At 39.3% G+C, this 13,430-nt stretch carries 27 protein-coding genes; all 27 read right to left on the bottom strand.

Features of this window, described 5'->3' with window-relative positions:
* Nucleotides 1-92: 92 nt before the first annotated feature.
* Nucleotides 93-701, bottom strand: a complete 609-nt coding sequence (gene rpsD, locus OQ289_RS03040) for a 30S ribosomal protein S4 (RefSeq protein ID WP_033563404.1) — start codon at nucleotides 699-701, stop codon at nucleotides 93-95.
* Between the two features lie 63 nt (nucleotides 702-764).
* Nucleotides 765-1,154 (bottom strand): 30S ribosomal protein S11, encoded by a 390-nt coding sequence (gene rpsK / locus OQ289_RS03035; RefSeq protein ID WP_033563405.1) that lies wholly within the window; start codon nucleotides 1,152-1,154, stop codon nucleotides 765-767.
* 10 nt (nucleotides 1,155-1,164) lie between these two features.
* The gene (gene rpsM / locus OQ289_RS03030) at nucleotides 1,165-1,542 is read right to left on the bottom strand and encodes a 30S ribosomal protein S13 (protein ID WP_033563406.1); all 378 of its coding nucleotides are present in this window, start codon (nucleotides 1,540-1,542) and stop codon (nucleotides 1,165-1,167) included.
* A gap of 26 nt (nucleotides 1,543-1,568) precedes the next feature.
* Nucleotides 1,569-1,685 (bottom strand): 50S ribosomal protein L36, encoded by a 117-nt coding sequence (gene rpmJ, locus OQ289_RS03025; protein ID WP_038702005.1) that lies wholly within the window; start codon nucleotides 1,683-1,685, stop codon nucleotides 1,569-1,571.
* A gap of 36 nt (nucleotides 1,686-1,721) precedes the next feature.
* Nucleotides 1,722-1,940 (bottom strand): translation initiation factor IF-1, encoded by a 219-nt coding sequence (gene infA / locus OQ289_RS03020; RefSeq protein ID WP_002997456.1) that lies wholly within the window; start codon nucleotides 1,938-1,940, stop codon nucleotides 1,722-1,724.
* Nucleotides 1,941-2,015: 75 nt separating this feature from the next.
* Nucleotides 2,016-2,798, bottom strand: a complete 783-nt coding sequence (gene map / locus OQ289_RS03015) for a type I methionyl aminopeptidase (RefSeq protein ID WP_270089370.1) — start codon at nucleotides 2,796-2,798, stop codon at nucleotides 2,016-2,018.
* An 11-nt stretch (nucleotides 2,799-2,809) separates the two neighbouring features.
* Complete coding sequence (secY, locus tag OQ289_RS03010) at nucleotides 2,810-4,150, bottom strand: preprotein translocase subunit SecY (protein ID WP_033563408.1); 1,341 nt, start codon at nucleotides 4,148-4,150, stop codon at nucleotides 2,810-2,812.
* A 3-nt stretch (nucleotides 4,151-4,153) separates the two neighbouring features.
* Entirely contained in the window at nucleotides 4,154-4,600 is a 447-nt protein-coding gene (gene rplO, locus OQ289_RS03005; RefSeq protein ID WP_270089369.1) for a 50S ribosomal protein L15, read from the bottom strand.
* Between the two features lie 108 nt (nucleotides 4,601-4,708).
* A complete protein-coding gene (rpmD, locus tag OQ289_RS03000) occupies nucleotides 4,709-4,888 on the bottom strand; it encodes a 50S ribosomal protein L30 (protein WP_002997468.1) in 180 nt (59 codons plus the stop codon).
* 5 nt (nucleotides 4,889-4,893) lie between these two features.
* Nucleotides 4,894-5,412: a 30S ribosomal protein S5 gene (rpsE, locus tag OQ289_RS02995; RefSeq protein WP_033563410.1), complete on the bottom strand. Its 519-nt coding sequence runs from the start codon at nucleotides 5,410-5,412 to the stop codon at nucleotides 4,894-4,896.
* A gap of 12 nt (nucleotides 5,413-5,424) precedes the next feature.
* A complete protein-coding gene (rplR, locus tag OQ289_RS02990; RefSeq protein ID WP_033563411.1) occupies nucleotides 5,425-5,778 on the bottom strand; it encodes a 50S ribosomal protein L18 in 354 nt (117 codons plus the stop codon).
* Between the two features lie 5 nt (nucleotides 5,779-5,783).
* Nucleotides 5,784-6,338 (bottom strand): 50S ribosomal protein L6, encoded by a 555-nt coding sequence (rplF, locus tag OQ289_RS02985; protein WP_033563412.1) that lies wholly within the window; start codon nucleotides 6,336-6,338, stop codon nucleotides 5,784-5,786.
* Between the two features lie 21 nt (nucleotides 6,339-6,359).
* On the bottom strand, nucleotides 6,360-6,758 hold the full coding sequence (gene rpsH, locus OQ289_RS02980) for a 30S ribosomal protein S8 (RefSeq protein ID WP_033563413.1): 399 nt from the start codon (nucleotides 6,756-6,758) through the stop codon (nucleotides 6,360-6,362).
* 134 nt (nucleotides 6,759-6,892) lie between these two features.
* Nucleotides 6,893-7,162 carry a 30S ribosomal protein S14 gene (gene rpsN, locus OQ289_RS02975; RefSeq protein WP_033563414.1) on the bottom strand — a complete coding sequence of 90 codons (270 nt, stop codon included), beginning with the start codon at nucleotides 7,160-7,162 and terminating at the stop codon, nucleotides 6,893-6,895.
* Nucleotides 7,155-7,724 (bottom strand): 50S ribosomal protein L5, encoded by a 570-nt coding sequence (rplE, locus tag OQ289_RS02970; protein ID WP_033563415.1) that lies wholly within the window; start codon nucleotides 7,722-7,724, stop codon nucleotides 7,155-7,157. Before rplE ends, rpsN begins: the two co-directional genes overlap by 8 nt.
* Nucleotides 7,724-8,065, bottom strand: a complete 342-nt coding sequence (gene rplX / locus OQ289_RS02965; RefSeq protein WP_443020420.1) for a 50S ribosomal protein L24 — start codon at nucleotides 8,063-8,065, stop codon at nucleotides 7,724-7,726. Before rplX ends, rplE begins: the two co-directional genes overlap by 1 nt.
* A 2-nt stretch (nucleotides 8,066-8,067) precedes the next feature.
* Nucleotides 8,068-8,436: a 50S ribosomal protein L14 gene (gene rplN, locus OQ289_RS02960; RefSeq protein WP_033563417.1), complete on the bottom strand. Its 369-nt coding sequence runs from the start codon at nucleotides 8,434-8,436 to the stop codon at nucleotides 8,068-8,070.
* Nucleotide 8,437: 1 nt separating this feature from the next.
* On the bottom strand, nucleotides 8,438-8,692 hold the full coding sequence (rpsQ, locus tag OQ289_RS02955; RefSeq protein ID WP_033563418.1) for a 30S ribosomal protein S17: 255 nt from the start codon (nucleotides 8,690-8,692) through the stop codon (nucleotides 8,438-8,440).
* A 13-nt stretch (nucleotides 8,693-8,705) separates the two neighbouring features.
* Nucleotides 8,706-8,924: a 50S ribosomal protein L29 gene (gene rpmC, locus OQ289_RS02950; protein WP_033563419.1), complete on the bottom strand. Its 219-nt coding sequence runs from the start codon at nucleotides 8,922-8,924 to the stop codon at nucleotides 8,706-8,708.
* A gap of 97 nt (nucleotides 8,925-9,021) precedes the next feature.
* A complete protein-coding gene (rplP, locus tag OQ289_RS02945) occupies nucleotides 9,022-9,444 on the bottom strand; it encodes a 50S ribosomal protein L16 (protein WP_033563420.1) in 423 nt (140 codons plus the stop codon).
* 60 nt (nucleotides 9,445-9,504) lie between these two features.
* Nucleotides 9,505-10,317 carry a 30S ribosomal protein S3 gene (gene rpsC, locus OQ289_RS02940; protein WP_270089368.1) on the bottom strand — a complete coding sequence of 271 codons (813 nt, stop codon included), beginning with the start codon at nucleotides 10,315-10,317 and terminating at the stop codon, nucleotides 9,505-9,507.
* 11 nt (nucleotides 10,318-10,328) lie between these two features.
* Nucleotides 10,329-10,760 (bottom strand): 50S ribosomal protein L22, encoded by a 432-nt coding sequence (rplV, locus tag OQ289_RS02935; protein WP_033563422.1) that lies wholly within the window; start codon nucleotides 10,758-10,760, stop codon nucleotides 10,329-10,331.
* Nucleotides 10,761-10,766: 6 nt separating this feature from the next.
* Nucleotides 10,767-11,033 (bottom strand): 30S ribosomal protein S19, encoded by a 267-nt coding sequence (gene rpsS, locus OQ289_RS02930; protein ID WP_002997495.1) that lies wholly within the window; start codon nucleotides 11,031-11,033, stop codon nucleotides 10,767-10,769.
* Nucleotides 11,033-11,860: a 50S ribosomal protein L2 gene (rplB, locus tag OQ289_RS02925; protein ID WP_033563423.1), complete on the bottom strand. Its 828-nt coding sequence runs from the start codon at nucleotides 11,858-11,860 to the stop codon at nucleotides 11,033-11,035. The genes rpsS and rplB overlap by 1 nt, the downstream gene beginning before the upstream one ends.
* Nucleotides 11,861-11,866: 6 nt before the next feature.
* Entirely contained in the window at nucleotides 11,867-12,157 is a 291-nt protein-coding gene (gene rplW, locus OQ289_RS02920; protein WP_033563424.1) for a 50S ribosomal protein L23, read from the bottom strand.
* A gap of 1 nt (nucleotide 12,158) precedes the next feature.
* A complete protein-coding gene (gene rplD, locus OQ289_RS02915; RefSeq protein ID WP_033563425.1) occupies nucleotides 12,159-12,788 on the bottom strand; it encodes a 50S ribosomal protein L4 in 630 nt (209 codons plus the stop codon).
* A gap of 4 nt (nucleotides 12,789-12,792) precedes the next feature.
* Nucleotides 12,793-13,410, bottom strand: a complete 618-nt coding sequence (gene rplC, locus OQ289_RS02910; protein ID WP_033563426.1) for a 50S ribosomal protein L3 — start codon at nucleotides 13,408-13,410, stop codon at nucleotides 12,793-12,795.
* Nucleotides 13,411-13,430 lie beyond the last annotated feature (20 nt).

Below are 13,430 nucleotides of genomic sequence, written 5' to 3'. Positions count from 1 at the left end.
TTTCTATTAAAGTTTTATTTGTAATAATACTTATGTATACAAACAGAATGATGCATAACCCCGAGAGATTATGCATGATTCCGTTCTATTTATTATTTAGAGTATAACTCTACAATTAAGTTCTCTTTGATGTTCTCTGGAATGTCAGTTCTTTCTGGATAAGTCAAGAAAGTACCTTTGAATTCATTTGCATTCCACTCTAACCAAGCAAATTTGTTGATTTTTCTTCCTTCAATCGAAGTAGTAACAGCTTCTAGAGCTTGTGAACGTTCACGAACAGCGATTACATCACCTGGACGTAAGCTATATGAAGGAATATTAACAACCTCACCATTTACAGTGATGTGCTTGTGAGATACCAACTGACGAGCAGCGGAACGAGTCGTTGCGATACCTAAGCGGTATACTGTATTATCCAAGCGAGCCTCTAACAATTTCAAGAAGTTCTCACCTGTAATACCATGCTTAGCAGCAGCTTTCACAAATAAATTAGAAAACTGACGCTCTAATACACCGTAAGTGTATTTAGCTTTTTGTTTTTCTAACAACTGAATAGCATATTCAGATTGTTTTCCTCTGCGTTTTGAAGGACCATGTTGTCCAGGAGGATAGTTTTTCTTTTCTAACGCTTTATCAGGGCCGAAGATCGGCTCTCTAAATTTACGGGCAATTTTGGACTTAGGTCCTGTATATCTAGCCATTTTTTTTCTTCGTTTAAAGTATCAATCAGCCTAAAGCCGATGAATCTTATCTTTAAAATTTAATTATACTCTTCTGCGTTTAGGGGGACGACAACCGTTGTGAGGAAGTGGTGTGATATCTTTAATAGTAGTCACATCGATTCCAACAGTCTGTAGTGTTCTGATTGCAGATTCACGTCCTGCGCCAGGTCCTTTAACAAAAACCTCTACTTTACGTAGGCCTAAATCATGAGCAACTTTTCCACAATCCTGAGCAGCTTGTCCAGCAGCGTATGGAGTATTCTTTTTAGAACCACGGAAGCCCATTTTACCGGCACTAGACCAAGAAATAGTTTGCCCCTGATTGTTAGTTAAAGTTACAATGATATTGTTGAACGTTGCGTTAATATGAGCTTGACCAACGGCCTCGATCACGACGATACGCTTTTTTGTAGCTTTTTTAGTTTTAGCCATTTCTTAATTATTATTTAGTAGCCTTTTTCTTGTTTGCAACTGTTTTACGTTTTCCTTTACGAGTACGGGTGTTGTTTTTAGTACGTTGACCACGAACCGGTAAATGTTTACGGTGACGTAAACCACGGTAACAACCGATATCCATTAAACGTTTGATGTTCAATTGAACCTCTGAACGTAAAGCACCTTCTACTTTCAACTCGTCGTTGATAATAGTACGAATTGCTGTCAATTGCTCATCGTTCCACTCTTGAACCTTAACGTCATGACTGATTCCTGACTTATCCAAGATATAAGCCGCTGTTTGACGACCAATACCAAAAATATAAGTAAGGCCGATCACACCTCTTTTGTTTTTAGGTAAATCTATACCTGCTATCCTTGCCATATATTACTAAGCGATTATTTTAATAATTACCCTTGACGTTGCTTGTACTTAGGGTTCTTTTTGTTGATTACAAAAACTTTTCCTTTACGACGGATGATTTTGCAATCCGCACTGCGTTTTTTTATTGATGCTCTTACTTTCATGATGTATATTTTTAAAAGCTTTAAACTAAGGATCGACTACTTATAACGATAAGTGATCCGTCCTTTAGTTAAATCGTAAGGAGACATTTCCAATTTCACTTTATCTCCAGGAAGGATCTTGATATAATGCATGCGCATTTTACCCGAGATATGAGCAATAATCTCATGCCCATTCTCCAACTCCACCCTAAACATCGCGTTAGAAAGTGCCTCTCTAATTATTCCGTCTTGTTCTATTGAGGCTTGTTTAGCCATATATTCTTGATTATTAACTGTTAAATAGCCTGCACAAACAGGAGTGCAAAGATAAATAAAATAATTGAAAATCAATTATTTTTTACCCAAAACTTTCTCTACATGTTCAAAAGTAAGCAATACATCAGGTTGTCCTTTCTGAATTGCGACCATTTGTTCAAAGTGAGCGGAAAGTTTTCCATCTACTGTACTTACCGTCCATCCATCATCCCAAAATCTAACTCCTGCCTTGCCAGCATTAATCATGGGTTCGATACAAATCACTAATCCCGCTTCCAATTTCGGTCCAACTCCCCGTTTACCATAGTTTGGAACTTCAGGCTTTTCATGTAAGTGGTATCCCACCCCATGTCCAACCAATTCCTTCACAATCCCATAGTTATAAGGCGCTACACACTCCTGAATAGCAGAAGAAATATCCCCAACACGTTTACCGGCAACTGCCTGTGCAACACCACGATTTAGTGATTCCTTGGTCACATCCAATAGTTGCTGTGCCTCTGCTGAAACCTCGCCTACACCAAAGGTATAAGCAGAATCACTGATGAAACCATTAAGGTTGACCCCACCATCTACAGAAACCAAGTCGCCATCTTTAATGACATAATCGCTAGGGAAACCATGAACAATTTGATCATTCACAGAAATACAAAGCGAGAATGGAAATCCATGATAATTTAAGAACGCGGGCGTTCCACCATTATCATGGATAAAATCGTAAGCTAATTTATCAAGAGATAGGGTAGTGATTCCAGGTTTTATAACCTTTGCCACTTCACCAAGCAATAAAGAAAGTACATCTGCGGACTTCCTTATTTGCTCTATGTCATCCTCCGATTTATAGTATACTTTAGACATGCTAAAGAAATTTATATTGCTGATTGATCAATACCCTCAACCGTCGCAGACGTTGAACGTCCTTTGATACGACCAGTCTTCATCAATCCGTCATAGTGACGCATCAATAAATGGCTTTCAATCTGCTGCAAAGTATCCAATACCACACCAACCAAAATCAACAATGACGTACCTCCGTAGAAGTGGGCAAATTGATTGTTGATTCCAAATAAACTTGCAATCGCTGGCAATATAGCGATGATAGCCAAGAATACTGCACCTGGAAAAGTGATATTTGAAATCACTCGATCAATATACAGATTCGTGTCATAACCTGGCTTAATACCTGGTATGAATCCACCATTCTTCTTCATATCCTCAGACATCTGTTGAGGATTAACCATAATAGCTGTATAGAAAAATGTAAAGGCAATAATTAATATTGCAAACGTTACATTATATGCTACAGACGTATAGTTGCTTAAAGAAGTCAAGAAGTCAGATTGCATACTTGGAAAAAACTGGCTCAATGACATAGGCACAAACATAATCGCTTGCGCAAAGATGATAGGCATAACACCAGCAGCATTCACTTTTAAGGGAATATACTGTCTTACGCCACCCACTTGCTTATTACCGACAATCTTTTTAGCGTATTGTACAGGAATCTTGCGAACACCTTGCACGATTAGAATCGTAAAAATCACAACAAAGAATAGAGCCAAAAACTCTAACAACAATGGAATAGGTCCACCACCATTAGGGCTCATACGAGTCACCCATTCTGCCGTAATACCACTTGGTAATTGTGCAATGATACCTGCCATGATAATCAATGAGATACCATTACCGATACCTTTATCCGTAATTTTCTCCCCGAGCCACATCACGAATAAAGTACCTGCTGTCAAAACAAATGTAGAAAGGATCGTAAACATCGGATCGGCAATAGTTCTTGCACCAGGCTCAATCTGTGTTTTCACATAAGCAATAGCTTGAACTAATGTGATAGCCAATGTTAGATAACGAGTAATCTGGTTCATTTTCTTACGACCAGACTCTCCTTCCTTTTGCATTTTCTGGAAATAAGGTACCGCGATGCCCAGTAACTGAACAACAATGGATGCCGAAATATACGGCATTACCCCGAGTGCAAAGATTGCAGAACGAGAGAAAGACCCCCCCGCAAACATATCCAACAAACCTAGAAGTCCTTCCTTTTGACCGGAAGCTAGAGCTGAAGGATTGACCCCTGGTAATACAATATGACATCCAACACGGTAAATAAGAAGAAAAAGTAAGGTATTTAAGATACGATTACGTAAATCTTCAATTTTCCAAATATTGGTTAAGGTTGTGATTAGTTTCTTCATGTATTAAAGTTTAACGATAGAACCGCCAGCTGCTTCAATGGCTTTTTGAGCAGTAGCGGAGAAACCGTGTGCTTTAACTTCAACTTTGGCATTTAACTCGCCACGACCTAAAATTTTAACTTTATCATTTTTAGATACGAGACCGTGAGCTACCAAAGCTTCCAAGTCAACAGTTGTCAAATTGAATTTCTCGACTAAAGCTTGAAGAGCGTCAAGGTTAACACCATTATACTCTACACGATTCAAATTCTTGAAACCAAATTTAGGCACACGACGTTGCAAAGGCATCTGACCTCCTTCGAAACCGATCTTTGTACTGTGTCCAGAACGTGAGCCAGCTCCTTTGTGACCACGTGTGGATGTACCACCACGGCCAGAACCTGTACCACGACCGATACGTTTGCTACTCTTAATGGAACCTTTTGCTGGTTTTAAATTACTTAAGTTCATTTTAAAAACTAGATTGTGTTAGGCCTTCGCTCTCACTAAACAGGTCCTAACGATAAAAAAATAATAAAATACAATGGAAAGAGTGTGATGCTCTTTCCAAAGTTTAAATTAAATTGCTTCGATAGCTACTAAGTGGTTCACTTTGCGAACCATTCCAATGATGGAAGGTGTAGCTTCTACTTCTACAGAGTGATTGATTCGTTTCAATCCTAATGCCTCAATAGTTTTCTTTTGGCGCTCGCTTCTGTCGATAACGCTCTTTATCTGGGTGATTTTGATTTTTGCCATGATAATTAACCGTTAAATACTTTGTTTAAATCGACACCGCGGTGCTGTGCCACTGTGTAAGCATCACGCATGTTAGCCAAAGCATCAACTGTCGCCTTTACCACGTTATGTGGGTTAGATGAACCTAATGATTTTGCCAATACGTCTGTGATACCTGCACTTTCCAATACTGCACGCATTGCACCACCGGCTAGTACTCCTGTACCGTGAACTGCTGGTTTGATTAATACTGAACCTCCTGAATATTTACCACGTTGTGCGTGAGGTACAGTACCTTTGATGATGGGAACCTTTACCAAGTTCTTCTTTGCATCATCGATACCCTTAGTAATAGCTTCAGTAACCTCTTTCGCTTTACCAAGTCCGTATCCTACGATACCATTCTCATCTCCAACAACTACGATAGCGGAGAAACTAAAAGTACGACCACCTTTAGTAACTTTTGCTACACGTTGGATACTTACTAAGCGATCTTTTAGTTCAATCTCGCTTGATTTTACTCGTTTTATATTGCTTAATGCCATTTCTTCTTGTGATTAAAAGTCTAAACCGCCTTCGCGAGCACCTTCAGCCAAAGATTTGATACGGCCATGGTATAAGTACCCATTACGGTCAAAAACTACTTTATTAATACCTGCTGCAACTGCTTTTTCAGCTACCAATTTACCGACAGCTTTAGACTGATCAACTTTGTTACCTGAACCTACAAACTCCTTAGATGTGCTAGATGCAGACACTAATGTCTTACCTGCAACATCATCAATGATTTGGGCATAGATACCTTTGTTACTTCTAAAAACTGACAAGCGTGGACGCTCAGATGATCCAGCCAGGTGCTTTCTTATTCCTTTTTTGATTCTCGCTCTGCGAGTTGATTTCTGTCCTGCCATGGTTATTATTTTTTAGCTGATTTACCTGCTTTTCTTCTTAAAATTTCACCTTCAAACTTGATACCTTTTCCTTTGTAAGGCTCTGGTGCACGGAAGCTACGGATTTTAGCCGCTACTTGACCGATCAATTGCTTGTCGATAGATTCTAATGTGATAGTAGGGTTTTTACCTTTATCAGCAGTAGTTGATACTTTAATTTCCTGTGGCAATACAAAAACAATCTGGTGAGAGAAACCTAAAGTTAACTCTAATGTATTACCGTTAGCTGATGCACGGTAACCCACACCGACTAACTCCTGTGTAGTTTTGTAACCTTCCGTAACACCTACAACCATATTGTTCAATAATGAACGATACAATCCGTGTAACGATTTGTGTTTCTTTTGATCTGTTGGACGAGTTACTAAGATGTTACCATCTTCTTGAGCAACTGTAATGTCACGATCAACTTGTTGTGTTAATTCACCCTTTGGTCCTTTTACAGTAACTAAGTTTTTATCAGATACTGTTACAGTTACACCAGCAGGTATAGCGACAGGCGCTTTTCCAATTCTTGACATTTTCTGTGTGTTTTTCCTAGATTAATAAACGTAACATAAAACTTCACCACCAACATTCAAAACGCGGGCTTCTTTATCTGTCATTACTCCTTTAGAAGTAGATAAGATAGCAATTCCCAAGCCGTTCAATACACGAGGCATAGTCTCAACACTTGCATACTTTCTTAAACCAGGTTTACTCACACGTGTCAATGTGCGAATAGCCGGAATTTTGCTAATTGGATTGTACTTCAAAGCGATTTTGATAGTACCTTGGACGGCAGCGTCTTCAAATTTGTAATTAGCAATGTAACCTTTATCAAAAAGAACTTTAGTAATCTCTTTTTTAAGGTTCGATGCAGGAATTTCAACAACCCTGTGGTTGGCCTTGATGGCATTCCTTACTCGTGTAAGGTAATCCGCTATTGGATCTGTATTCATATAATATAATTATGACAATGGTTTCACCCATCTAACCGAAGATAGGAGACCTTTTGTCTGTTAAAAAATTTAAAACAAAAAACCCTGATAAACCATTTACGGTTTACCGGGGCAAAAGTAATTATTTTTTTTGATTACCAAGAAGCTTTTTTTACCCCTGGGATCTTTCCGTCCAATGCCATCTCACGGAATGTTACACGTGAAATACCGAATTGACGCATATATCCTTTAGGACGTCCAGTCAATTTACAACGATTGTGTAAGCGTACTGGAGAAGCATTCTTTGGCAATTTATCTAATGCTTGATAATCACCAGCTGCTTTAAGCGCCGCACGTTTATCAGCATATTTTGCTACCAATTTCGCACGTTTTACTTCGCGTGCCTTTAATCCTTCTTTAGCCATTGTTGTTCGTATTTTGGTTTTTGAATGGTAAACCGAATTGTTTAAGTAATTCTAAAGCTTCAACGTCTGTACCAGCGCTAGTTACAAATGTGATATCCATACCTTGGATCTTATTGATCTTGTCAATGTTGATCTCAGGAAAGATAATTTGCTCTGTGATACCTAAGTTATAGTTACCTCTACCATCGAAACCTTTATCATTGATACCGCGGAAGTCACGGATACGAGGAAGAGATACGGATATCAAACGATCCAAGAACTCAAACATATTGTTATCACGCAAAGTAACACGTGCGCCAATTGGCATACCTTTACGTAACTTAAAGTTTGAAATATCTTTCTTAGATTTCGTAGGCACCGCTTGTTGTCCAGAGATAAGGGTCAACTCAGCAATAGCATTATCAATTAATTTCTTGTCAGCAGTAGCAGCACCGATACCTTGAGAGATAACGATTTTCTCAAGTTTAGGAACTTGCATAATGCTCTTATACTGAAATTTCTCTTTAAGTGTAGAGCGGATCTCATCCGCATATTTCACTTTCAATCTTGGTGCGTAAGTCATTATTTAATTTCCTCCCCTGATTTTTTTGCTACACGAACAATTTTTCCATCTTCATTAACCTTACGGCCTACACGAGTAGGAGTTCCAGTTTTAGGATCGATCAAAGCCAAATTAGAGATATGAATACCTGCCTCTTTTTCAATGATGCCACCATTAGGATTAGCCGCACTTGGTTTAGTGTGTTTTTTAACGATGTTAGCGCCTTCTACTAATGCTCTGTTGGCGTCCACTAATACTTGTATTACCTTTCCTTGAACACCTTTAGAGTTACCAGCGATAACTTTCACTAAATCACCTTTTTTAATCTTGATTTTGTGAGTTGTTTTTGTTTTCTGTGCCATAATTATAAAACCTCCGGTGCTAGTGATACAATTTTCATGAACTGCTTCTCACGCAATTCTCTGGCAACTGGGCCAAAGATACGTGTTCCACGTGGCTCATCATTATTATTCAACAATACTGCTGCATTGTCATCAAAACGAATATAAGAACCATCTTTACGACGAATTTCTTTTTTCGTTCTTACTACAACTGCTTTAGAAATTGATCCCTTCTTTACGTTTCCAGAAGGTATAGCGCTTTTCACGGTAACAACAACCTTATCACCGATCGATGCATAACGCTTACGCGTGCCACCCAATACCCGGATTACTAAAACTTCTTTAGCTCCGCTATTGTCAGCAACATTTAGTCTTGATTCCTGTTGTACCATGTTATTTAGCTCTTTCTAAAATTTCTACTAATCTCCAATTCTTAGTTTTACTCAGCGGACGAGTTTCCATAATTAATACCGTATCGCCGATACCGCAGGTATTCTCTTCGTCATGAGCTTTAAATTTAGTAGTTTTTTTGACGAACTTACCATAGATAGGGTGTTTTACTTTACGTTCAACAGTAACTACGATAGATTTGTCCATCTTGTTGCTAACTACTAAGCCGATTCTTGTTTTTCTTAAATTTCTTTCCATTTCGACTTAATTTTTATGCCTCAGCGGCTGTTTCCTTTTTAGCTGCAGCTTTGCGAGCGCTCAATTCAGTACTGATGCGAGCAATAGCTCTGCGAGCTGCTTTGATTACGTTTGGGTTCTCAATTGCAGAAACAGCATGTGCAAATTTCAATTTGCTAAGGGCAGCTTTCTCCTCGACAAGGCGAGCTGCTAAATCCTCTGTTGATAATTCTAAAATTTCTGAATTTTTCATTTTGTTTCAGTTATTATGCTGGGTTATCAATTCTGTTTTTATGTATGCCTTACGGGTAACGGCCGTAAGGCTAAACTATTGACATTACCAACTATTTTTATGCTTCAACGTAATCTCTACGTATCACAAACTTAGTTTGAACCGGTAGTTTTTGAGCCGCAAGGCGTAATGCTTCTTTGGCTACTTCCAAAGGCACACCTTCTGCTTCAAATAACATACGGCCTGGGCGTACTACTGCTACCCAGTATTCTGGAGCTCCCTTACCTTTACCCATACGTACCTCTGCAGGTTTTTTCGTAACAGGTTTGTCAGGGAATATACGGATCCAAACTTGACCTTCACGTTTCATAAAACGTGTTACGGCAATACGAGCAGCCTCAATTTGGCGGCTTGTGATCCATGCTGGTTCCAGTGACTTGATACCGAATGAACCGAAAGCTAACTCTGCTCCACGTGAAGCGTTACCTTTCATGCGGCCTTTCTGCATCTTTCTGAACTTCGTTCTTTTTGGCTGTAACATGTTCGTATTTTATTTAATCCCGTCTGCGACGGGACATTTGTTGTAATCTATTAAACTTAATTAACCTCTATTTGCACCACCACGGTTGTTGTTTCCGCCACGGCTATTGTTTCCACCACGGTTGTGATTGTTTCCACCACGATTTCCGCCTTTACGGTTATCACGGTCACGACGCTCACCTCCGCCTTCGTTTCCACCACGGGTTTTTACGTTAGATGTTTGACCAATGTTAGGAGACAAGTCACGTTTACCGTAAACCTCACCTTTACAGATCCACACCTTAACACCAATCTTACCGTAAGTAGTCAATGCTTCTGCTAATGCATAGTCGATATCAGCACGCAATGTGTGCAAAGGAGTTCTTCCTTCTTTGTACTGCTCAGTACGTGCCATTTCAGCACCACCAAGACGACCAGAACACATTACTTTGATACCTTCTGCACCCATACGCATTGTAGATGCGATAGCTGTTTTCATTGCACGACGGAATGAAATACGTGCCTCTAATTGCTTAGCTACACCTTCAGCTACTAATTTGGCATCCAACTCAGGACGTTTGATCTCGAAAATATTGATTTGAACATCCTTTTTAGTCAGTTTTTTCAACTCTTCTTTGATCTTGTCAACTTCCTGACCGCCTTTACCGATAACGATACCTGGGCGAGCTGTATGAACAGTTACAGTGATGCGTTTCAAAGTTCTTTCGATAACAACTTTTGCTACTCCACCTTTTGCTATACGAACAGAAAGATATTTTCTGATCTTTTCGTCTTCAACCAATTTATCGGAATAGTTGTTGCCTCCGAACCAATTAGAATCCCATCCTTTGATGATCCCTAATCTGCTACCTATTGGATTTGCTTTTTGTCCCATTCTTCTAAATATTAGTTGTTTACGTTATTTAAACTATCTACTACCAAAGTTACATGGTTAGAGCGTTTACGAATTCTGTAACCACGGCCTTGAGGAGCTGGTCTCAATCTTTTCAATTGACGACCTCCACCTACAGACACTTCTTTAACAAATAGTGCACCTTCTTCAACTGATTGGCCTTCATTGTGAGCCTCCCAATTTTTGATAGCCGATAGTAATAATTTTTCTACACGAGCTGCTGCTTCTTTGCTAGAATGTTTAAGAATATATAAAGCATTTTCTACTTTTTCACCACGGATTAAATCCACTACTAAACGCATTTTGCGTGGGGAAGTAGGGCAGTTTAATAATTTGGCAGTAGAAGCTCCTCCTATCTGAGCTTTTTCCTGCTCTTTGCGCTGCTTAATTAAAACAGACTTTTTAAGTTTTTTTGTTGCTTCCATTACCTATTATTTTTTCTTTTCTGCGTGGCCTCTAAATGTACGCGTAGGTGCAAATTCACCCAACTTGTGACCTACCATGTTTTCCGTTACATATACAGGGATAAATTTATTCCCGTTGTGCACCGCGAAGGTATGGCCTACAAAATCTGGTGAAATCATTGATCTACGAGACCAAGTTTTGATAACTGACTTTTTGTTAGTTTCATTCATAGAAAGAACTTTTCTTTCTAAGTTGTGATCGATATAAGGACCTTTTTTAATTGAACGAGCCATTATTTTTTCCTTCTCTCAATGATGTAACGATTCGATGTTTTCTTCTTGTCACGTGTTTTGAAGCCTTTAGCTAAAACACCAGTACGTGAACGAGGCTGACCTCCTGAGGTACGACCCTCACCACCACCCATAGGGTGATCGACTGGGTTCATAGCCACACCACGAACTCTTGGACGACGTCCCAACCAACGTTTACGACCAGCTTTACCTAGAACCTCGATTTGTCTATCGTGATTAGATACTGAACCTATCGTAGCTACGCAAGTCAATAAGATCATACGAACCTCGCTTGAAGGCAACTTGATGATGGCATACTTACCGTCACGAGCAGACAATTGAGCGTATGTACCCGCACTACGTGCGATAGAACCGCCTTGACCTGGATTCAATTCAATATTGTGAATGATAGAACCCAATGGGATGTTTGCTAATGGTAAAGTATTACCTATTTCTGGGGCTACTGAATCGCCTGCTACCACTGTTTGACCAACTGTTAATCCAGCTGGAGCAATGATGTAACGTTTCTCACCATCTGCATAATGTAATAATGCAATACGAGCAGAACGATTTGGATCGTACTCGATAGTGGCTACTGTTGCAGGGATATCTTTTTTATCGCGTTTGAAATCTATTAATCGGTACACTTTCTTGTGTCCCCCACCGATATAACGCATAGTCATTTTACCGGATTTATTACGACCACCTGATCTTTTGTTGCTTCTTACAACTAACGTCTTTTCAGGAACGTTTGTAGTTATATCAGAATAGTCAGCGCCTATTCTGAAACGCGTACCAGGGGTAACCGGTTTGAATCTTTTAACTGCCATCTCTAATTATATAGTACTGTAAAAGTCAATAGTTTCACCATCTTTAACTGTAACGATGGCCTTTTTATACTTAGGGCTTCTGCCTGAAACAAAACCTGCTTTTGTGTAACGGCTCTTCGCTTTTCCAGCAACTACCGAAGTATTTACTGCTACGACAGTTACGCCGAACATTGCTTCTACAGCCGATTTAATTTGGATTTTGTTTGCTCTGTGATCCACTTTGAAAGCATAACGGTTAAATTTCTCCGTTAAGATTGAAGCTTTCTCTGTTAAGATAGGTTTTTTTATAATTTCCATATTACTTAGCGAATGCCTCCTCCAAAGTTTTAACAGAATCTGTTGTCAATAACAATTTAGTAGCATTCAATACATCATATGTATTCAACTGATCTGCTGATACTACTTTTGCTTTCTTCAAGTTTCTGCTTGATAAATAAACATTATTGTCATATGCTGGCAATACCAACAAAGTTTTCTCATCTGCAACATTTAAAGCTGCAACAAAGCTCACGTAGTTTTTAGTTTTGATAGTATCAAAATTAACTGCGTCCAACACCACAATGTTGTTCTCAATTGCTTTGTAACTTAATGCAGATTTACGTGCTAATTGTTTCAATTTCTTGTTCAATTTGAAACTGTAGTCACGAGGTTGAGGACCGAATACACGACCACCACCATTAAACAATGGAGATTTGATGCTACCCGCACGGGCACCACCTGTACCTTTTTGTTTGTGTAATTTACGAGTCGAACCAGCGATCTCATTACGTTGTTTAGATTTGTGAGTACCTTGACGTTGGTTAGCCAAATACTGTTTAACATCTAAATAAATCGCATGATCGTTAGGCTCTAACCCAAATACCGACTCAGGAAGTTGCACCTTGGCACCTGTTTCTTTACCTGATAAATTTAAAACTTTAACTTCCATCTTCCTATTTGTCTACGATTACAAAAGAACCCTTAGCTCCTGGAATGGAACCACTAACAACGATTAGGTTTTGTTCAGCATAAACTTTCAACACTTGTAAGTTTTGAACCTTTACACGATCACCACCTGTACGACCAGCCATGCGCATACCTTTGAATACGCGAGAAGGCCATGATGAAGCACCTAATGAACCTGGAGCACGTAGTCTATTGTGCTGACCGTGAGTCGCACCTCCTACACCACCAAATCCGTGACGCTTCATAACACCTTGGAAACCTTTACCTTTTGAAGTACCGACGACATCTACGAATTCGCCTTCTTCAAAAATAGTAACGTCAACTACATCACCAAGTTGTTTTTCGTCTGGGAAAGTTTTAAATTCTACCAACTTACGCTTAGGCGTTGTGTTTGCTTTTGCAAAATGCCCTTTTAAAGATGATGTTGTGTTCTTCTCTTTTGCTTCACCGAAGCCAAGTTGAACTGCAGCATAACCATCTTTGTCTTCCGTACGTATCTGCGTTACCACGCACGGTCCAGCCTCAATCACTGTACAAGGAATATTCTTTCCTTCTGCATTGTACAGGCTGGTCATTCCTACTTTTTTACCAATAATTCCTGACATGTTATAAATTAATTAATTAA

This window comes from Sphingobacterium sp. SYP-B4668 (assembly GCF_027627455.1).
GTDB lineage: Bacteria > Bacteroidota > Bacteroidia > Sphingobacteriales > Sphingobacteriaceae > Sphingobacterium.
This window is presented reverse-complemented; position numbering and strand designations above follow the sequence as displayed.